This window comes from Salmonella sp. 2020_1395 (genome assembly GCF_043848115.1).
Lineage (GTDB): Bacteria > Pseudomonadota > Gammaproteobacteria > Enterobacterales > Enterobacteriaceae > Salmonella > Salmonella enterica.
In genome coordinates, this window is sequence record NZ_JBCMFH010000016.1 from 1 (window position 1) to 19,805 (window position 19,805).

General features: G+C 52.0%; 18 protein-coding genes. 7 read left to right on the forward strand and 11 right to left on the reverse strand.

Translation table 11 applies throughout. The features are described from left to right. The first annotated feature begins 260 nt into the window (after positions 1-260). Both dinG and ybiB read left to right on the forward strand, forming a co-directional pair. Positions 261-2,405 carry an ATP-dependent DNA helicase DinG gene (gene dinG / locus ACH0WD_RS20035; protein WP_001218637.1) on the forward strand — a complete coding sequence of 715 codons (2,145 nt, stop codon included), beginning with the start codon at positions 261-263 and terminating at the stop codon, positions 2,403-2,405. Between the two features lie 29 nt (positions 2,406-2,434). Next, positions 2,435-3,409 (forward strand): DNA-binding protein YbiB, encoded by a 975-nt coding sequence (gene ybiB, locus ACH0WD_RS20040; RefSeq protein WP_000386489.1) that lies wholly within the window; start codon positions 2,435-2,437, stop codon positions 3,407-3,409. Positions 3,410-3,564: 155 nt separating this feature from the next. Here ybiB and ybiJ read toward each other — a convergent pair whose 3' ends face one another. Beyond that, complete coding sequence (ybiJ, locus tag ACH0WD_RS20045; protein WP_000849089.1) at positions 3,565-3,825, reverse strand: DUF1471 family protein YbiJ; 261 nt, start codon at positions 3,823-3,825, stop codon at positions 3,565-3,567. 284 nt (positions 3,826-4,109) lie between these two features. Beyond that, on the reverse strand, positions 4,110-4,376 hold the full coding sequence (locus ACH0WD_RS20050; protein WP_000146328.1) for a DksA/TraR family C4-type zinc finger protein: 267 nt from the start codon (positions 4,374-4,376) through the stop codon (positions 4,110-4,112). A gap of 204 nt (positions 4,377-4,580) precedes the next feature. Between ACH0WD_RS20050 and rlmF the strand changes: the two genes are divergently transcribed. Then, positions 4,581-5,507, forward strand: coding sequence for a 23S rRNA (adenine(1618)-N(6))-methyltransferase RlmF (gene rlmF, locus ACH0WD_RS20055; protein WP_001275960.1), 927 nt, complete (start codon positions 4,581-4,583; stop codon positions 5,505-5,507). Here rlmF and ybiO read toward each other — a convergent pair. From ybiO to rhtA, 6 genes are all read right to left on the reverse strand, one after another. Then, a complete protein-coding gene (gene ybiO, locus ACH0WD_RS20060; protein WP_001267701.1) occupies positions 5,504-7,726 on the reverse strand; it encodes a mechanosensitive channel protein in 2,223 nt (740 codons plus the stop codon). The genes rlmF and ybiO overlap by 4 nt on opposite strands. Positions 7,727-7,844: 118 nt before the next feature. Then, positions 7,845-8,567: a glutamine ABC transporter ATP-binding protein GlnQ gene (gene glnQ / locus ACH0WD_RS20065; protein ID WP_000569093.1), complete on the reverse strand. Its 723-nt coding sequence runs from the start codon at positions 8,565-8,567 to the stop codon at positions 7,845-7,847. After that, on the reverse strand, positions 8,564-9,223 hold the full coding sequence (gene glnP / locus ACH0WD_RS20070; protein ID WP_001159076.1) for a glutamine ABC transporter permease GlnP: 660 nt from the start codon (positions 9,221-9,223) through the stop codon (positions 8,564-8,566). The genes glnQ and glnP overlap by 4 nt, the downstream gene beginning before the upstream one ends. A 145-nt stretch (positions 9,224-9,368) precedes the next feature. Further along, positions 9,369-10,115, reverse strand: a complete 747-nt coding sequence (glnH, locus tag ACH0WD_RS20075; protein WP_000838671.1) for a glutamine ABC transporter substrate-binding protein GlnH — start codon at positions 10,113-10,115, stop codon at positions 9,369-9,371. A gap of 476 nt (positions 10,116-10,591) precedes the next feature. Next, entirely contained in the window at positions 10,592-11,095 is a 504-nt protein-coding gene (dps, locus tag ACH0WD_RS20080) for a DNA starvation/stationary phase protection protein Dps (protein WP_000100805.1), read from the reverse strand. A gap of 302 nt (positions 11,096-11,397) precedes the next feature. Beyond that, positions 11,398-12,285, reverse strand: coding sequence for a threonine/homoserine exporter RhtA (rhtA, locus tag ACH0WD_RS20085; RefSeq protein ID WP_001119554.1), 888 nt, complete (start codon positions 12,283-12,285; stop codon positions 11,398-11,400). A 353-nt stretch (positions 12,286-12,638) separates the two neighbouring features. Here rhtA and ompX point away from each other — a divergent pair, with 353 nt between their 5' ends. Beyond that, positions 12,639-13,154 carry an outer membrane protein OmpX gene (gene ompX, locus ACH0WD_RS20090; RefSeq protein ID WP_000716763.1) on the forward strand — a complete coding sequence of 172 codons (516 nt, stop codon included), beginning with the start codon at positions 12,639-12,641 and terminating at the stop codon, positions 13,152-13,154. 62 nt (positions 13,155-13,216) lie between these two features. On the opposite strand, the gene ACH0WD_RS20095 is transcribed toward ompX, so the two are convergent. Further along, positions 13,217-14,797, reverse strand: coding sequence for a phosphoethanolamine transferase (locus ACH0WD_RS20095; protein ID WP_001089327.1), 1,581 nt, complete (start codon positions 14,795-14,797; stop codon positions 13,217-13,219). Between the two features lie 264 nt (positions 14,798-15,061). After that, complete coding sequence (mntS, locus tag ACH0WD_RS20100; protein WP_001001755.1) at positions 15,062-15,190, reverse strand: manganase accumulation protein MntS; 129 nt, start codon at positions 15,188-15,190, stop codon at positions 15,062-15,064. Between the two features lie 185 nt (positions 15,191-15,375). Here mntS and mntR point away from each other — a divergent pair, with 185 nt between their 5' ends. Next, the gene (mntR, locus tag ACH0WD_RS20105) at positions 15,376-15,849 is read left to right on the forward strand and encodes a manganese-binding transcriptional regulator MntR (RefSeq protein ID WP_000533542.1); all 474 of its coding nucleotides are present in this window, start codon (positions 15,376-15,378) and stop codon (positions 15,847-15,849) included. Further along, on the forward strand, positions 15,846-16,958 hold the full coding sequence (locus ACH0WD_RS20110; protein ID WP_001046521.1) for an anion transporter: 1,113 nt from the start codon (positions 15,846-15,848) through the stop codon (positions 16,956-16,958). Before mntR ends, ACH0WD_RS20110 begins: the two co-directional genes overlap by 4 nt. A gap of 44 nt (positions 16,959-17,002) precedes the next feature. Here ACH0WD_RS20110 and ldtB read toward each other — a convergent pair whose 3' ends face one another. Continuing rightward, complete coding sequence (gene ldtB / locus ACH0WD_RS20115; RefSeq protein ID WP_001056404.1) at positions 17,003-17,923, reverse strand: L,D-transpeptidase; 921 nt, start codon at positions 17,921-17,923, stop codon at positions 17,003-17,005. 218 nt (positions 17,924-18,141) lie between these two features. Here ldtB and ACH0WD_RS20120 point away from each other — a divergent pair, with 218 nt between their 5' ends. Then, entirely contained in the window at positions 18,142-19,734 is a 1,593-nt protein-coding gene (locus ACH0WD_RS20120; RefSeq protein ID WP_000961479.1) for an ABC-F family ATPase, read from the forward strand. Positions 19,735-19,805: the final 71 nt, after the last annotated feature.

Here is a 19,805-nt window from a genome sequence, read left to right on the forward strand (position 1 = left end):
CGTGAAAGGTGAAACGGGAGGCTTAAGCTACATCGGAAGCTCAGAGTCTTCAGGCCGGATACAAGCTTCTCCCGTTTCAGATAGCTGACAGCTAATCAGCTATCTGTTCAGGATACAAGGCCGGATAGGGTGCTTGCACCGCCATCCGGCAAAATACACATCGCGTTGCGAGCCGCCTTCCAGAACCGGTAAAAAAGGTACTTCCCGCCCCTGAAATGTGACACAATAGTGGCTGTTTATACAGTACTTCAGGTTTTCTCATGGCTTTGACCGCTGCGCTGAAAGCGCAAATCGCCGCCTGGTATAAGGCGCTTCAGGACCAGATTCCCGACTTTATTCCCCGTGCGCCGCAGCGGCAGATGATTGCTGACGTCGCCAGAACGCTGGCCGGGGAAGAAGGGAGACATCTGGCTATTGAAGCGCCGACCGGCGTCGGGAAAACCCTCTCCTATCTTATTCCCGGTATCGCCATTGCCCGGGAAGAGCAAAAAACACTGGTGGTCAGTACCGCTAACGTGGCGTTACAGGATCAGATCTTTAGCAAAGATTTGCCGCTGCTACGAAAAATCATCCCCGATCTGCGCTTTACCGCCGCCTTTGGCCGCGGGCGTTACGTGTGTCCGCGAAACCTGGCGGCGCTCGCCAGTAGCGAGCCTACGCAGCAGGATCTGCTCGCCTTTCTTGATGACGAACTGACGCCTAACAACCAGGAAGAACAAAAGCGTTGCGCCAGGCTGAAAGGGGATCTTGACGGTTACAAATGGGATGGTCTACGGGATCATACCGACATTGCTATTGACGACGATCTGTGGCGGCGATTAAGTACCGATAAAGCCAGTTGTCTGAACCGCAACTGTCACTATTACCGCGAATGTCCATTCTTTGTCGCCCGACGTGAAATACAGGAAGCGGAAGTCGTGGTGGCGAATCACGCGCTGGTAATGGCGGCGATGGAAAGTGAAGCCGTACTGCCGGAACCAAAGCATCTGCTGTTGGTACTGGATGAAGGTCATCATCTGCCCGATGTCGCTCGCGATGCGCTGGAGATGAGCGCGGAAATTACCGCCTCCTGGTATCGCTTGCAACTGGACCTGTTCAGCAAACTGGTGGCGACCTGCATGGAGCAATTTCGCCCTAAAACCACGCCGCCGTTAGCGAACCCTGAGCGACTTAACGCCCATTGCGAGGAGGTATACGAACTGATCGCCTCGCTCAATGCCATTCTTAATCTGTATATGCCCGCAGCGCAGGAGGCGGAGCACCGTTTTGCAATGGGCGAGTTGCCTGATGAGGTCATGGAAATCTGCCAGCGACTGGCGAAGCTGACCGAGACGTTGCGTGGGCTGGCGGAGTCCTTTCTCAACGATCTCAGCGAAAAAACCGGGTCGCACGATATTGTGCGTTTGCATCGGGTGATTTTACAGATGAACCGGGCGCTGGGAATGTTCGAGGCGCAAAGTAAATTATGGCGGCTGGCTTCGATGGCGCAGTCTTCAGGCGCGCCGGTGTCCAAATGGGCGACGCGTGAAATACGCGAAGGGCAACTCCACGTCTGGTTCCATTGTGTCGGTATCCGCGTCAGCGAGCAGCTGGAAAGATTGTTATGGCGCAGCGTACCGCACATTATTGTCACCTCGGCGACACTGCGCTCGCTCAATAGCTTTTCGCGCCTGCAGGAAATGAGCGGCTTAAAAGAAAAAGCCGGCGACCGCTTTGTGGCGCTGGATTCGCCGTTTAATCATGTGGAACAGGGGAAACTGGTGATTCCTCAAATGCGCTACGAACCCACCATTGATAACGAAGAGCAGCATATTGCCGAAATGGCAGCCTATTTTCGTGAGCAACTGGAGAGCAAAAAACATCATGGTATGCTGGTACTGTTCGCCAGCGGGCGGGCGATGCAGCGTTTTCTGGAGCATGTCGCTGATGTACGCTTACTCCTCCTGGTCCAGGGCGACCAGCCGCGTTACCGGCTGGTGGAGCTACACCGTAAACGGGTGGAGAGCGGCGAACGCAGCGTGCTGGTTGGGCTTCAGTCTTTTGCCGAAGGGCTGGATCTTAAAGGCGAGCTGCTGACGCAGGTCCATATCCATAAAATTGCCTTCCCGCCGATCGACAGCCCGGTCGTGATCACCGAAGGCGAATGGCTAAAAAGCCTGAATCGTTATCCGTTTGAGGTACAAAGTTTACCAAGCGCGTCTTTTAATTTAATTCAGCAGGTAGGGCGATTGATCCGTAGCCATGCCTGTCGGGGAGAAGTGGTCATTTATGATAAGCGGTTGTTGACCAAAAACTACGGACAGCGTTTACTGAATGCCTTACCTGTTTTTCCGATAGAGCAGCCTGCCGTGCCAGACGTTATAGTAAAACCAAAAGCAAAACCTGCACGCCGCCGACGGCGTTAATGCTGTGAGCACACTTCAAGGAGCTTTCAATGGATTATCGCAAGATCATCAAAGAGATCGGGCGAGGTAAAAATCACGCCCGCGATCTGGATCTGGATACCGCGCGCGGTTTGTATACCCGAATGCTGAATGGCGACGTCCCCGACCTGGAAATGGGCAGTATATTGATGGCGCTGCGTATTAAAGGCGAAGGCGAAGCCGAAATGCTGGGCTTTTATGAGGCCATGCAGAATCATGCCATCAAACTGACACCGCCCGCAGATAGGCCGTTGCCGGTCGTTATTCCCAGCTATAACGGCGCGCGTAAACAGGCGAATTTAACGCCGTTGCTGGCTATCCTGCTGCATAAATTGGGCTTTCCAGTTGTAGTACACGGCGTCAGTGAAGATCCGACCCGCGTACTGACGGAAACAATATTTGAGCTGATGGGGATTGTGCCCACCCTACACGGCGGACAAGCGCAGGCCAAACTGGACGGGCGCCAGCCGGTGTTTATCCCGGTGAGCGCGCTCTGCCCGCCGCTGGAAAAACAGCTGGCGATGCGCTGGCGGATGGGCGTGCGCAACAGCGCGCATTCACTGGCCAAGCTGGCAACACCATTTGCTGAGGATGCCGCGCTGCGTTTATCAAGCGTTTCTCACCCTGAATATGTTCCGCGTGTGGCGACCTTTTTTAGCCGCATTGGCGGGCGGGCTTTGCTGATGCATGGTACCGAAGGCGAAGTCTATGCCAACCCGCAACGCTGTCCGCAAATCAGCCTGATTGATAGCTGTGGCGTGCAGGTACTGCATGAGCGTCAGAGCGACACGCACGACGAGCCGCTTTCACTGCCTGCGACTAAAGATCCTGAAATCACCGCGCGCTGGATTGAGCGCTGCCTTGCCGGCCACGAGCCGGTGCCGCAATCATTAAAAACGCAAATGGCCTGTTGTCTGGTTGCGACGGGAGAGGCGGCGACGTTAGAAGACGGGCTTGCGCGCGTCGAACAGGCTTTTAGCGAATAAAAAAAGCCCGTCCAGTGGCGGACGGGCAAATAAGGGTAACAAACAGGGTTAATGAGGGTTGGAGCAGTGGGTCTGTTGGCAAACAGACGAGGGTAATACCCGTCAGAATTCAAACAACAGCGATGTTACAGCCTGAAATCTGGCGGGCAGGTAAATTATTTATAAATCACCGCAGTGCCGCTCATTTTGTCATTACCTACGGCGGAGGTGATGTTATAAGCGCTTGCGCCAGCAGCGGCGGCTTTTTCAGCCAGTTTAGCTTCCAGGCCATCCAGCGTGGTGGCGCCATCGGCAGACACTACGCCGATTTTATGCAGGTTTTGCGTCTGAGACGCGCTAACCGGTTCTGCGGCAAAAGCGCCAAAAGAAAGGGTGGAAAGCGCGATGGCTGCAACAGCATATTTAATGGTTTTCATGATTAATCTCTCGCAGGTTATTCTGTTTATGGGACGATGTTCCGTCGATGTGATGAGTATCACGGTTTTTTGCGAAAGATAAAATCGAATAGAATTGACTGCCTTGCTCAAAATTTTTGAATGACAAATAACCTATTGATTATTAATTAATTCAACGGTTGAATTTACCGTTCTTGTCATCTGGCTTTACAGAGTCGAGGTTAACGGCACATTCTGCGACGCAGAACGCTAAAAAGCATGAGCGTAAAGGAATGGATAATACTGGCGGTTTCGGTAAAGAAAAGTCAGCGTAACTGGCTGTCTTTTGAACCTCTACGATTATATCCTGAAAATGTTGCGTTATGTAAATCTTTCTCCTGTTGGCAGGCTATGCATAACCGAACGCCCGGTACGGCTTTACGCCGCGCTTCAGGGATAGGGGCGCCGCAAGATTCGCATTCATCGCGACTTTCGCCGTGAGGAAGTTCGCCGCGAGCGCGGGCAACGGCATCTTCAATGGTATTGTTGATTTGTTCATTCACTGCGTCGTCATTTGCCCAGCCGGATGCCATCACGCTCTCCTGATTTTAGGGTACCTGAGGTTAAGTGTAGCGCCGTCAGGTGAAAAAATCGCATCGCGCGATCTTTTCAGACCATGAGCAGAACCAATGTCATTCAGATAGCCGATCAAACGAGCGAGGCAGGGAATTCGCGGTGGTATATTTACCCCGTGGCGTTATACGGGTATCTTACGCCGCTGCTAAAAGGAGAATGCCATGTCCGCCCAGAAACCGGGGTTACACCCGCGCAACCGCCATCAACACCGTTATGATCTCGCCGCACTGTGTCAGACCACGCCGGAATTGACGTCCTTTCTTATCCGCACGCCCGCCGGTGAACAGAGCGTTGATTTTGCTAATCCGCAAGCGGTAAAAGCGCTCAATAAGGCATTGCTGGCGCATTTTTATGCCGTTACACACTGGGACATTCCGCCAGGGTTTTTATGTCCGCCGGTGCCTGGTCGTGCGGATTATATCCATCATCTGGCGGATCTGCTTGGCGAAACGACAGGGAGTATTCCGGCGCAGGCAACTATTCTGGACGTGGGCGTGGGCGCCAATTGTATTTATCCGCTTATCGGCGTCCATGAATATGGCTGGCGATTTACCGGTAGTGAAGTCAGCGACGCAGCGATGTCCAGCGCGCAGGCTATCATTCAGGCTAATACGGGGTTAAGCCGCGCCATTCGTCTGCGTCGGCAAAAAGATCCGGCGGCCATTTTTACCGGTATCATTCATAAAAATGAATTTTATGACGCAACGCTTTGTAACCCGCCTTTTCACGACTCCGCCGCCGCAGCCCGCGCGGGCAGCGAGCGTAAGCGCCGCAATTTGGGGCAGAATAAAGATGATGCGCTGAACTTTGGCGGTCAACAGCAGGAGCTATGGTGTGAAGGCGGCGAAGTCGCCTTTATTAAAAAAATGATTGCTGAAAGCCAATCCTTCCGCCGTCAGGTGTTGTGGTTTACGACGTTGGTGTCGCGCGGCGAGAATTTACCACCGCTTTACCGGGCGTTGGCGGAGGCTGGCGCGGTGAAAGTGGTGAAAAAAGAGATGGCCCAGGGGCAAAAGCAAAGCCGCTTTATCGCCTGGACCTTTATGGATGACGACCAGCGTCGCCGTTTTATCACCCGTAAACGCTAAATCGTCGGTTCGCGCGGCGGCAGTGAATCAGGCGGCGGGCCGCCGGCGGGGGCGGGCAGAACCTGATACGTTTGCACCGGCGCGCGCACATTAGCCAGATCAAAATGCTTTTTCACCTGGCTATCAAGGGCAAAACGCACCGTCCACTGCTTGAGCGGTAGGGTGGTGAACGATACGCGTAAAGTAAACGCCGTGTTCGTTAAACCGACAATACCGGCGAACGTGGGTTCGCCGATAATCAGCCCGCGAATATCCTCCGTCTCCATCAGCGCCGTTACCGCGTCTTTCAGCGCCTGATTCGCTTTATCCGCATCCTCATGGCGATCCACGTCATAGTTGGCGACAACAGAGCCGATACCGCGCACAAAGTTGGCGAAAGTGGTGATCGAGGACCACGGGATAATATGGTATGCCCCGGTATCCTGCCGCACGCCGACGGAACGAATCGACATTCTTTCGACCGTCCCCGTCAGCGGGCCTATGGTGACTAAGTCGCCGGTATTCATCCCGTTTTCAAACTGAATAAAGACGCCGGTAATAATATCTTTCACCAGGGTTTGCGAACCGAAAGAGATAGCCAGACCTAACGCCCCCGCGCCAGCCAGCAATGGCGCGATATTGACGCCGATTTCCGATAACACGATCATGATGGTTATGGTACTGATAATCACTGCCAGCGCATTGCGGAACAGCGTCAGCAGCGTGCGCGTGCGGGCGCTGGGTAGCGGGCGACCATGAATATCGGAGGCCAGGCGATTCTCAATCAGACTGGCGAGAATCGTCCATCCCACGGCGGAGAAGAATAAGATTAACGCGATACGGATGAGGATATCGACCATCTTTTCCCCCGCGCCATAATGTAGCCAGTGCCAGAAATCGAATAATCCCCAGGCGTTGAGCAACAGCATAACGGCGACGCAGACGGTCAAAAAGCGTGCGACTTTTAGCGCCGAGGAGAGCCAGCCGTTAAGCCGCTTTTGTAATTCCGGGTAATTGCGCTGCGTATGGGGCGACAGGGTGATGGTTTTCGCTATCCAGCGGGTAAACATACCGGAGATAAACGCCGCGATGCCAATAATCGCCAGACTGCGCACGGTCGCGCCCATCATAAACTTCAGGCTATTGCCTGGGTCGAATAACGAGAAGAAAAACAGCACGATAAAGTAAGCGCTGGCCAGCCAGTGCCACACCAGCGCAAAGGCGCGGATAAACAGGCTAAAAAAGGCTAATGATCGTTCCGCCAGACTTAATAAATGTTGCGTAATCTCCGCTTTGTTTTTAAAGATCAGGTACAGCGCCCAGATGGTGATGCACAGCATGATCGCCACGTTCGCCATCGCCCCGACCTGAACATTCACCTGGTTGGAAATAATCGGAACGGCAACAATTAGCCCATAGCCAATCAAACTGCTAAGGGAACTCATACGGCGATTCCAGTAACGCGCTGTCGCATCCTGAATCGCGAATGGGCGTAATTCCGGTACATTAGGGCAAAAAATAAGCCGCAGAATCGCTTTAAAGAACTCTATCAGCGCGAAGGCATTCAGGAACAGGCTTTGCTGAAAAGCGATAGTTCGACTTCCCGCATGGAAATTATCACTGAGCATCTGACCGATAAATAAGGTGAGCGCCAGTAGCAGCAGGTCGATAATAAACGCGCCGACGATCATCGCCGGGAGCTGTAACCAGTTGCTGCGTTCACGGTTTTTCTTGCGCGCCCACAGGCCCATTTTTCGATATAACGGCAGGGCGCAAAGCCGTATCACGCTATAAAAACCAAATACCGCGACGGCCAGAAATAAAAAGTGGGTTAACGCGTTGGTGAAGGTTTGCGAGTTAAATGGCTTGTGCGGCGCATCGGTGATGTTGCGATAAAGCTGGGCGAAACGGGTAGCGAAAGCATCGCCGTACTGACGGGTAACGGTGGTGACGTTCTCCAGTACCGTTTTTTCATCTTTGGCCGCAGGAGGCGCAAGCGCTGGCGCCGGCTCGGTCGGCGGCGTGGTTGAGGCTTCGCGGAGTTGCGCTATTAATTCGTTACGTGAAGCCTCGTTCTCCAGTACGTCAGCCAGGGCCGCATAGGCCGCTTTTTTTTGTTCAGGACTGGGCTCTGGCGCTGCTTGCTGGCTGGTTGATGTCCCCGTGGTCACGCCGGGTATGGCGACGGCATGGGCAGGCGCGCCCAGTAGACAAAAAAGGATGAACAGGGTCCACCGCATGACTCCTCCAGTGAGAAAAGAGACGCAAAACACTAAGTATAGATGGCGCAGGGGAGGGAAAATGAAATGGGACTATTCCATGATGCCCTTCCTGCCGCAGGGCAGGAAGGGCGATATCTCAGGAGACGTGCTGTAAAAATTCCTGTAAACGTGGGCTTGGCGGGTTTTCGATCAACGCCTGCGGACTGCCATCTTCGGCAATACGGCCTTTATCGATAAAAATCAGCCGTGAGGCGACTTTTTCGGCAAAGCCGATTTCGTGAGTGACAATGACCATGGTCATGCCTTCTTCCGCCAGATCCTGCATGACTTTCAGCACTTCATGGCGCAGCTCAGGGTCCAGAGCGGAGGTTGGCTCGTCAAAGAGCATCATTTTCGGCTTCACGGCCAGCGCTCGGGCAATGGCGACGCGCTGTTGTTGACCGCCGGAAAGCTCGGAGGGGTAGTGGTGCGCCCGTTCTGCCAGTCCAACTTTCGCTAACAGAGCTTTCGCCTGTTTTTCCGCTTCTTCTTTCTTTACGCCGCGCACGCGCAGAGGACCGAACATCACGTTTTCGAGCGCGGTCAGATGCGGGAACAGATAAAACTGTTGAAACACCATGCCGGCTTCCTGGCGAATCAGCCGTTCGTCTACTTTAGGATCGTTGACTTTCAGACCATCGACAATCAGATCGCCGGAGGTGATCTCTTCCAGTTTATTGATACAGCGTAATAACGTGGATTTACCCGAACCGGAAGGGCCGATAATCACAACCACTTCGCCCTGACGGATGTTTAAATCAATGTTATGTAGCACCTGGGTGGGGCCAAAGTGCTTGGAGACGTTTTTAAATTCAATCACAGGATTTTCATCCTTCTTTCAAGACGACGCAAAATAAAGCTCAGCACCAGCGTAATGATCAAATAGAAGACGGCCACGGCGCTCCAGATTTCTAGGGCGCGAAAGTTACCGGCAATAATTTCCTGGCCCTGACGGGTCAGCTCGGCTACGCCGATAACAATAAACAACGAGGTGTCTTTGATGCTAATGATCCACTGATTGCCCAGCGGCGGCAGCATACGGCGCAGAGCAAGCGGTAAAATAACATGGCGGATGGTTTCCCGGCGAGAAAGGCCCAGCGCCAGACCCGCTTCGCGAAAACCTTTGTGAATGGATAGTACTGCGCCGCGAGTAATTTCCGCGATATAAGCGCCGGAGTTAATCATAATTGTCACGACCGCTGCGCTGAACGGATCAATACGCAAATCATTAAATGCCATCGGCAGGGCAAAGTAGATAAACATGACCTGGACAACGATGGGCGTGCCGCGAATAATTTCAATGAAAACCAGGGCGATGTGGTTGGCGAACCAGCCGCCAAACGTACGGGCAAAACCTGCCGCCAGTCCAATAACCAGGCCGCCAGCCAGACCGAGGACCGAGATCCACAGGGTCATTTTAGCGCCCTCAAGCAAAAGCGGAATGGCGGGCCAGATGGCGCTCCAGTCAAACTGCATATGTCGTTCCTGTTACCGTGGTGTAAATAGTCAAATGCTCTATCCGGCGCGGAAATGGCGTGAAAGTGTCTTATCCGTCACGGAAAAGAGCTGTAGGCCCGGTGAGCGTCCTCACTACCGGGCCACAAGCCAACATCAGGTCGTTTTATTTAGGTTCTGTACCGAACCATTTTTTGTAGATTTCGTTATAGGTGCCATTCTCACGCAGCGTTTTCAGCGCGCCGTTGACTTTCTCGCGCAGTTCATCGCTGCCTTTCGGGAAGGCAACTCCGTATTGCTGTGCTTCCAGCGATTCGCCTACCGCCTTGAACTGGCCGTTGCCTGCAGTTTTGATAAAGTACAGGATGTTCGGCGTATCGTGCAGAACGGCGTCTGCGCGGTTGGTGCCTAATTCCATGTACGCGTTATCAATGTTCGGGAACTGACGCAGGTCTTTAGTTTTGATGTTCGCTTTCGCGTAATCCACCGACCCGGTTCCGCTCTTCACGGCAACGACTTTGCCATCGAGGTCTTTCACGCTTTTAATATCGTTATTGTTGGCTTTCACCATCACGAGCAGACCGCTTTTGTAATAGCCATCGGAAAAGTCGATCGCTTTTTTACGCTCGTCCGTAATCGTAATACCCGCCAGCGCCAGATCGATATTTTTGGTTTGTAATGCCGGAATAATGCCGCTGAAATCCATCGGTTTCAGGGTGTAGTCCAGCTTCAGTTCTTTCGCGATAGCGTCCCACAGATCAACATCAAAACCGACGTATTTGTCGCCCTGTTTAAATTCAAACGGAACGAACGCCGTATCGGTTGCCACAACGAGTTTCTTATCCGCGGCGTGCGAAGACACCGCAAAAGCCAGGGTAAGTGCAGCCAGTGAAACTTTTAATAGAGACTTCATAGCATTTCCTTTTCTATCCACGGGGCGATCCCCTGCGAGAACATGTAGCGTAATGAAAAAATCATGCCAATTATGTAACTCATTGTTTTAACAGAAGCGTGAATCATTCCTGTGCACAATAAGTCGGGCAAAACCAGTATGTCGCACCGTTTTGGGGCACTGATTTAGTGCATGAATAACAAAGTAGAGATACAGGGTCTATTTAGCGTAAAAATTGTTGTTAAAACAATCTTTAATTAACGATTGTGTGATGTAATTATTACAAATAATTCACTTTTATCGGAGGGGAGTACAAGACGCGTGCACTATTTAAGTGCAAAACCCCTGTGCCAGGCAGGGGTATAGGGATGACTTATATACCTGTGTACATCAAGTTGCAGGTGCGTTCGCTTCAGTGACCGACGGAAGTCAGGCTTCTGCGGATTCGCTGCGTTTGTACCTTCCTGCAACTCGAAGTACTCAGGGTAGAGATAGATTTATTCGATGTTGGATTCGATAAACCACAGGAATTTATCGAGGTCGCGTGACGCGGCGGTAAAGATATCGGCAGTGTCTTCATCTTTGGCTTCACCGATAGCTTTGCGAACATCATTAGCGACAACAGCGTAGCGATCGGCCAGTTCTTTTAAGTGATCCTGCACGTTATGGATGTCGAGCGGATAGCTTTTCAGTGGAGTTTTGCTGTTGATAACTTGCGTGGTGCCTAACGCCACACCGCCAAGCTGTACGGCGCGCTCGGCCATAGTATCCAGATGATCGGTCAGTGCGGTACGGAAGCCATCCAGCATCTCATGAACGGCAATAAAGTTAGCACCGCGCATGTTCCAGTGGGCCTGTTTCGTGATCAGCGACAGGTCAATGAACTGGATCACCTGACGATTAAGCAACTCAACCGTCGCTTTTTTATCGCTCTCTGATACATCGTTACGGGTATAAAGCAGATTAGACGCTTTTGTTTTTACCAGTTTAGCGGTACTCATAATCTCATATCCTCTTGATGTTTGTGTCCCAGGTAATTAACGAAAATAAGTATAGCACCGGTTTTTAACTTTGCTTTTTTGAATTTACCTATCACTTTAATAGTACAGACAAGATTTAATATTTATTATGATTAAAAATCAATTGGTTAGATGAGTTTGCTGTTTGGTGGGTAATAATTCTCATTTTAATGTAAAAAATGAGAAAAAATATGACAAAAAATGACGAAGTAATAGCGCAATAATAAAAGGTGAATAACGAGGTGATATTCTGCATGATTATGCACATCATGCAGAATAAGAAACTATTTTACGTCAACTTGTTTAATTTGCGGTTCGCGTCGAATCGTTAGGGTAGAACCCATTGAGGCGGCAATGATGGCGCACAGGGCCAGGATTTGTATGCCCGTAAGCGTTTCGCCCAGAAAAATCATCCCGGAAACGGCGGCCAGCGCGGGTTCCATGCTCATCAGCGTACCGAAGGTGCGGGTTGGCAGGCGCGTCAGTGCAATCATTTCCAGTGAATAAGGCAGCGCCGTAGAAAGCACAGCGACCGCTAACCCTAAGGGAAGAATCGACCAGTGCCATAGCGCGTCGCCAGCCTGAACTGCGCCAATCGGCACGAAAATGATGGCGGCAATCAGCGAGCCTACCGCCACCGTGGCCGGACCATGTTCCGCGCCTGCTCGCTGGCCGGTAAGAATATAGACAGCCCAACAGGCGCCAGCGCCGAGCGCTAACGCGGCCCCGGTAAGATCGACGTGAGACATATCTTGCCCTAATGGCAGCAGGAACCAGAGCCCAAGCACAGCCAGTACGACCCAAATAAAATCTACCGGCCGCCGGGATGAAAACAGCGCGACCGCCAGAGGACCGGTAAATTCCAGCGCGACCGCAATACCCAACGGCACCGTCTGAATCGACAGATAGAATAGATAGTTCATCCCGCCCAGCGACAGACCATAAAACAGTAAAGGCAGCCGCTGCTCTTTGGCAAAACGCAAACGCCAGGGTTTGAAAAAGGCGATAAGGATAAGCGTTCCCAACGCCAGACGAAGCGCCGTTACGCCCGGCGCGCCGACAAGAGGAAATAACGATTTCGCCAGTGAAGCGCCACTCTGAATAGAGGACATGGCAATGAGCAAAACCAAAATGGGCAACCAGACTGGTAGTTTACGTGTTGACCCCGGCATCCTTTCTCCTGTCAAAAAATGTCAGTACGAGTAAAGGTGGCAGTGTAATGGAAATTCCCCGCGGCGGTTGAGGATTCGTTGAAAAAAAATTTCCAGGATTCCATAAAATGAACTTAAATTGATGGATAAATAGACTGTTAGTTTAGGAATAATCTGGATGAATGTATCGCGCCGCACGCGCATTATTGGTGCAATCAGCCGGAAAAGTGATGTTAATTGAATAAGATAGCGCGATATGGAAACGTTCTGTTACATGAAAGGCGCCCTTAGACACCGTGAATCGCAAAGAGTTTCCCATTAATTTTTGATATATTTAAAACTTAGGACTTACTTGAAGCACATTTGAGGTGGTTATGAAAAAAATTGCATGTCTTTCAGCACTGGCCGCTGTTCTGGCTTTTTCCGCAGGTACTGCAGTAGCTGCTACTTCTACCGTTACCGGTGGTTACGCTCAGAGCGACGCGCAGGGCGTAGCGAATAAAATGAGCGGTTTCAACCTGAAGTATCGTTACGAGCAGGACGACAACCCGCTGGGCGTAATCGGTTCCTTCACCTACACCGAAAAAGATCGTACTAACGGTGCGGGCGATTACAACAAAGGTCAGTACTACGGCATCACTGCCGGCCCGGCTTACCGTCTGAACGATTGGGCGAGCATCTACGGTGTAGTCGGTGTGGGTTACGGTAAATTCCAGACGACCGATTACCCAACCTACAAGCATGACACCAGCGATTATGGCTTCTCCTATGGCGCTGGTCTGCAATTCAACCCGATGGAAAATGTTGCTCTGGACTTCTCTTACGAGCAGAGCCGTATTCGTAGCGTTGACGTTGGCACCTGGATTGCTGGTGTGGGTTACCGCTTCTAATCACGTCGGTGAAAATGAAAAATCCGCCTTTCGGGGCGGATTTTTTTTGCCTGAAACATGCATTATTTTAGTGAAAAAATATCGCTGCCCAGATGGTTATAGTCCACTTTCTGTAATTTGAAATTGGTGATATAAACGGGCCCGGCTTTTTGCTCGGAAATAAATCGATAGCGATTTTTGATCTCTTTAGCGCTAATTCCTGTCCATTGCGAGAAAAAACTCAGGAAATCGTTCGCAGAACGGCGAGCTTTAATGATCCGATGCGCTTTACTGTCGCTGGATAGCACCATAAACGGCACCTGGAAGTTTTGCTGGAATTTGTCGTCATGCGCCAGGTACTGTACCGCTTTGCCGCGCTCTTTAAACGCCAGTCCGTGATCGGAGAAATAGACGAGCGAAAAACTGTCGCCGCTATGACGAAGCTGAGTATAGAGCTGACGGAGCAAATCGTCGGTTTGCGTCATGGTGTATAAATAACAAGACGTCTCTTTCGACTGGACAAACGTCGCGTATTTTCCCTGAGTGCGGTCGCAGGCCTGGGGATGCGATCCCATTAAATGCAACACAATCAACTGCGGTTGCGTGCGTTCTGTCGCCAATACCTGCGCCGTCATGGTTAACAGCGCGTCGTCGCGAGTATTTTTATCCGCTTCAAAATCGCCGTTTTTCAGGAAATGCGCTTCATCGGCGCGTTTGGCGATACTGGCGATGGCCGTGTCGTATTCGCCGATTTGCCCCTGATTGGAAAACCACCATGTCTGAAAACCTGCGCGGTTAGCCAGCGTGACGAAGTTATCCTGATACTGCGGTTTGTTATCCACCACGCGATTGAGCGTTAAACCAAGCGATTTTTGCGTTGAGCCGCTGGCGGCGATGTAATCCATAAAGAAGTCGCCATTCACATGGCTGGCGAAGGGGGTATTATCCCAGTGGCCGCCGAAAGCGCCCATGGCATCCCGTCGCGCGCTTTCACCAATCACCACGACATAGATGTGATATCTGGGTTTCACCGCAGTAACCGTCCAGCTATCTTTTATGCCGGATAGCTGCGCCATACGGTGCTGCTCTTCAATGACTTCGTTGTTATTGACGATAACGTCTTTAGCGAAGCGAAAAACCGGATAGCCGGTATCAATAACCTTAAAAACGCCGCCCCACGCCAGATTTTGTACCGGCGCGACGAAAAATGCCGCGACGCTAATCAGCAGGCACAGGCTGTCGAGGCTATTCCAGCGCGGCCTGACCTCTTCTTTTCGGCGGCGAAGCGCAATAATACCCAGCGCAAAAATAAAAAGTCCGGTCAGGTAGCTATACCACGGGAAGATGGTCAGGATTTCACTCGACTCTTCCATATTGGTGGAGTGCAGCGCCAGCAGCGTATTAAAGTTCGGCGCGCCGTAAGCCTGGCCAAAGGGAAAATAGCAAGCAGCTACCAGCGAACAGATGCCGAGCAGCGCTTTTTGTCCGCGAGGCAGGTAGCGCCAGAGCAGCAGCAACAGGCAGGTAAACGCCGCGGTATAAAGCAGGCTAAAGGGGTAGCCGAGCGCGAGGTTAATCAGCAGCGACTGTAAAAAGTAGAGGCCCGCCCATGGGCTTACAGCCCGACGACGGGCCAGAAGTGAATCGATAAGGGTTGAATTCATATGCCACTATTGCAAAAACGCCATGTGCTAACCCTGGCGCGAAGGGTCATTACCTGCCTGATTATGCGTAAAAAAGGTATTGGGTTCGCAACGGCGAGTCGCAAAATATTCAGGGCTGCCAGAAGATAGAGCGTGCGGGTAAGAAGGTCAACCGCCGGAAAGAAAATGTTTTGCGAAGAGAATAGCAAAACCACAAAAAAACAGGGGAAATGGGCGCCATTTCCGTTGAGGATGCAAAATAAAGCGGCGTACCGCACCGCCGCCTTATTTCGTGGAAGGGTTATCCTGCTCCGGTTTGCCGTTGATCATATCGCACAACATAGAGAGCAGCATTAACCGGACTTTAAAGGGAGAGTGACTGAACACGCGTATACACCTCTTAAATTCGTTCATATAAACCTCCTGATGTTTCTATCCCATCGATCCGTGAGGGATGTCTGCATTACATACAGATATAGCACAGGCTATGTTTTATAGCTATTGCTAAAACGTTAATTTTTTGTGCCCGGACAACTCTGGTTTACAATGAGCGCTCTGTCAGCTGACGCGCTAACGCGTCACAGAAACGAGGAAGCAAAATGGGTCGTCGCGCAGGTACGCCAACAACAAAAAAAGTGACGCAATTGGTGAACGTAGAAGAACACGTTGAAGGATTTCGTCAGGTCAGAGAGGCGCATCGCCGTGAGTTGATAGACGACTACGTTGAGCTGATTTCCGATTTAATTATTGAGGTAGGGGAAGCGCGTCAGGTGGATATGGCGGCGCGGCTCGGCGTCTCCCAGCCGACTGTGGCCAAAATGCTTAAGCGCCTGGCATCGTTAGGATTTATTCAAATGATCCCCTGGCGCGGCGTTTTTCTGACGCCGGAAGGGGAGAAGCTGGCGCAGGAAAGCCGCGAGCGGCATCAAATTGTCGAAAATTTTTTACTGGTATTAGGCGTAAGCCCGGAGATCGCGCGTCGTGATGCGGAAGGGATGGAACACCATGTCAGCCAGGAGACATTGGATGCCTTTTTGGCCTTCACGCAACAGCATGGAACATCTGCAGAATGAATCTGGCCTTTTTACGGGCGCTGCGGCGTGACCGTTTTTTTCAGTTGTTGATCATTGTGGGGATGGCGTTAAGCCTGTTTGTTCCTTTTGCGCCTCGCGCCTGGCCTGGCGCGATTGACTGGCACACCATTATTACCCTCAGTGGGTTAATGTTGCTCACTAAAGGCGTTGAGCTGAGCGGCTATTTTGATGTGCTGGGACGCAAGATGACGCGCCGATTTCATACCGAGCGGCAACTGGCGATGTTCCTGGTGCTGGCTGCGGCGGCGCTGTCGACCTTTCTGACAAACGATGTCGCGCTGTTTATCGTTGTGCCGCTGACGATAACGTTAAAAAAACTGTGCGCGATTCCGGTCAACCGATTGATTATTTTTGAAGCGTTGGCGGTGAACGCCGGTTCGCTGCTGACGCCTGTCGGTAATCCGCAAAATATTCTGTTGTGGGGACGCTCCGGCTTAACCTTTGCTGAATTTAGCGGGCAAATGGCGCCGCTTGCCGTCATGATGATGCTGACGTTACTGCTCCTGTGCTGGTTTTGTTTTCCGGGTAGGGCGTTACAGTATCATACCGGTACGCGTTCGCCGCAGTGGCAGCCCCGTCTGGTGTGGAGTTGCCTGGCATTATATGTCGTTTTTCTTACCGCGCTGGAACTCAGGCAAGAGTTATGGGGATTGGTGTTGGTGGCGGCTGGGTTTATTGTGCTGGCGCGCAGGGTGATAGTCAGCGTGGACTGGACGCTGCTGCTGGTATTTATGGCGATGTTTATTGATGTCCATCTGCTAACGCAATTGCCGGCGTTGCAGGGCGTTTTCAACCAGGTTGGCGCACTGTCTCACCTGGGACTTTGGCTAACCGCTATCGGCCTGTCGCAGGTTATCAGTAATGTGCCCAGTACCATTCTCCTGCTGAACTATGTACCGGCCTCGACGCTGCTGGCGTGGGCGGTGAATATCGGCGGGTTTGGTCTGCTGCCGGGGTCGCTGGCAAATCTTATTGCTTTACGGATGGCGAACGATCGCCGAATCTGGTGGCGATTTCATTTCTATTCGCTGCCGATGCTGGCATGGGCGGCGCTGGTGGGATATGGATTATTGCAACTGATGCCGTAAGAGAAAGCCCGATAGTATCTATCGGGCTTCGCAGGCAGAGTCTGTCAGTTCAGGCGAACCGGCATTCCGGAACGATCCTGAACCGCCTGTTGTACGACGGTCTGATCAACGTCAGGCTCGTTGGTAACGGCCAGGATGCTCTTATTAAGCGTGATCGGCACCGCTTCCTTACCTTCAAACTGCGCTTCCGTCGTTGACAGCGGGTTATGCACCTCAATGTAACGGCTACCGTCCGGCTCGGTGGTGGCTTTTACCGGTTCATCGATAAACTGCACGCGGGTACCGACCGGCACATTTTCAAACAGGAATTTGATATCGTCGTTGCGCAGACGTACGCAGCCGTGGCTCACGCGAAGCCCGATGCCGAAGTTGGCGTTGGTGCCGTGAATAGCATACAGGCGACCGATGTACAGCGCGTACAGGCCCATCGGGTTATCCGGGCCCGCAGGCACGACCGCAGGCAGCGGCTCGCCGGCGGCGCGATATTCAGCGTGCATTTTTGCCGTAGGCGTCCAGGTCGGACCGGCTTTTTTACGTTCAACTTTGGTCGTCCAGTTGATAGGCGTGTCTTTACCTAACTGACCGATCCCAATCGGCAGGACGATAACGGTGTTTGTGCCTTTCGGGTAGTAATAGAGGCGCATTTCCGCGCTATTGATGATAATGCCTTCGTGTACGGTATCCGGCAGGATCAGCTGCTGCGGAATATTCAGCACGGTACCGCCCTTCGGCAGGAAGGTATCCACGCCCGGGTTGGCTTCCAGCATGTTGGACAGCCCCATCTGATACTCCGCGGCAAAATACTCCAGCGGCTGGGTATTGCCCTCCGGAACGGTGATGACCTGATTTTGCCCAATTAAACGGCTACCATCGGTAGGCAGCGGGTAAGTGACTGCTGAGGCTGTTTTACAAAAACCAACTACAGCGAAAGCCGCCGCGAAAAGCGTTGTTAATTTCATATTCATGTTATGCGAGATTCTGTGCCAAGCAGGCTAGTAGGTTGAGAATTCTGTCATGTTGGGAGCGCATTATAGGTGCATTCCAGTAAACAGGGAATTCAGATGTGTACGAAATCACGTTTTTTTCCCTTACGGTTCAGTGTAGCCCTTTGTACAGGGCGCGATCTTATTTCAGACTTGTGGCATAATAAGCGGTTTGTCACATCTTTTTTCAGGATAAGCCTGTGTTAGTTTCCAGCAACGTTACCATGCAGTTCGGCAGTAAGCCGCTGTTCGAAAACATTTCCGTCAAATTTGGCGGCGGCAACCGTTACGGCCTGATTGGCGCCAACGGTAGCGGAAAGTCCACTTTTATGAAAATCCTCGGCGGCGACCTGGAGCCGACGCTGGGCAATGTTTCCCTCGATCCGAATGAGCGCATCGGTAAGCTGCGTCAGGACCAGTTCGCTTTTGAAACATTCACCGTACTTGATACTGTCATTATGGGGCATGGCGAACTGTGGGAAGTCAAGCAGGAGCGCGACCGTATCTACGCTTTGCCGGAAATGAGCGAAGAAGACGGCTATAAAGTCGCCGATCTGGAAGTAAAATACGGCGAGATGGACGGTTATTCCGCTGAGGCGCGCGCGGGCGAACTGCTGTTGGGGGTGGGCATCCCGCTGGAGCAGCATTACGGTCTGATGAGTGAAGTCGCGCCAGGCTGGAAATTGCGTGTGCTGCTGGCGCAGGCGTTATTCTCTAATCCGGACATCCTGTTGCTCGACGAACCGACCAACAACCTGGATATTGATACTATCCGTTGGCTGGAGCAGGTGCTGAACGAGCGCGATAGCACGATGATCATCATTTCGCACGACCGTCACTTCCTGAATATGGTTTGTACGCATATGGCGGATCTGGATTACGGCGACTTGCGCGTCTATCCGGGTAACTATGATGAGTATATGACGGCGGCGACCCAGGCGCGTGAACGTCTGTTGGCCGATAATGCGAAGAAAAAAGCGCAAATTGCCGAGCTGCAATCTTTTGTTAGCCGTTTTAGCGCCAATGCCTCTAAATCGCGTCAGGCAACGTCGCGCGCGCGGCAGATTGATAAAATCAAGCTGGAAGAGGTGAAAGCCTCCAGCCGTCAGAACCCGTTCATCCGTTTTGAGCAGGATAAAAAACTGTTCCGTAACGCTCTGGAAGTGGAGGCGCTGACGAAAGGTTTTGATAACGGTCCGCTGTTTAAAAATGTCAATTTGCTGCTCGAAGTCGGCGAGAAGCTGGCGGTACTCGGCACCAATGGCGTGGGTAAATCTACGCTGCTGAAGACGCTGGTTGGCGATCTGGACGCCGATCACGGCACCGTTAAATGGTCGGAAAACGCGCGTATTGGTTACTACGCGCAGGACCACGAATATGAATTCGAAAATGACCTGACGGTGTTTGAATGGATGAGTCAGTGGAAGCAGGAAGGCGACGACGAGCAGGCAGTGCGCAGTATTCTGGGCCGCCTGTTATTTAGCCAGGATGATATCAAAAAGCCTGCGAAAGTCCTCTCCGGTGGCGAGAAGGGCCGTATGCTGTTCGGCAAACTGATGATGCAAAAGCCGAATATCCTGATCATGGACGAACCGACTAACCACCTGGATATGGAGTCGATCGAATCGCTGAATATGGCGCTGGAGCTGTATCAGGGCACGCTGATCTTTGTTTCGCACGACCGTGAGTTCGTCAGCTCGCTGGCAACCCGCGTCATTGAAATTACGCCGGAGCGCGTGGTGGACTTCAGCGGCAACTACGACGATTATTTGCGTAGTAAAGGGATCGAGTAAGTTATTGTCTGTAACCCCGATAGCGTCGGGGTTACAGAATGTTAACAAGGTAATTTTTATTTTTTTCGAAT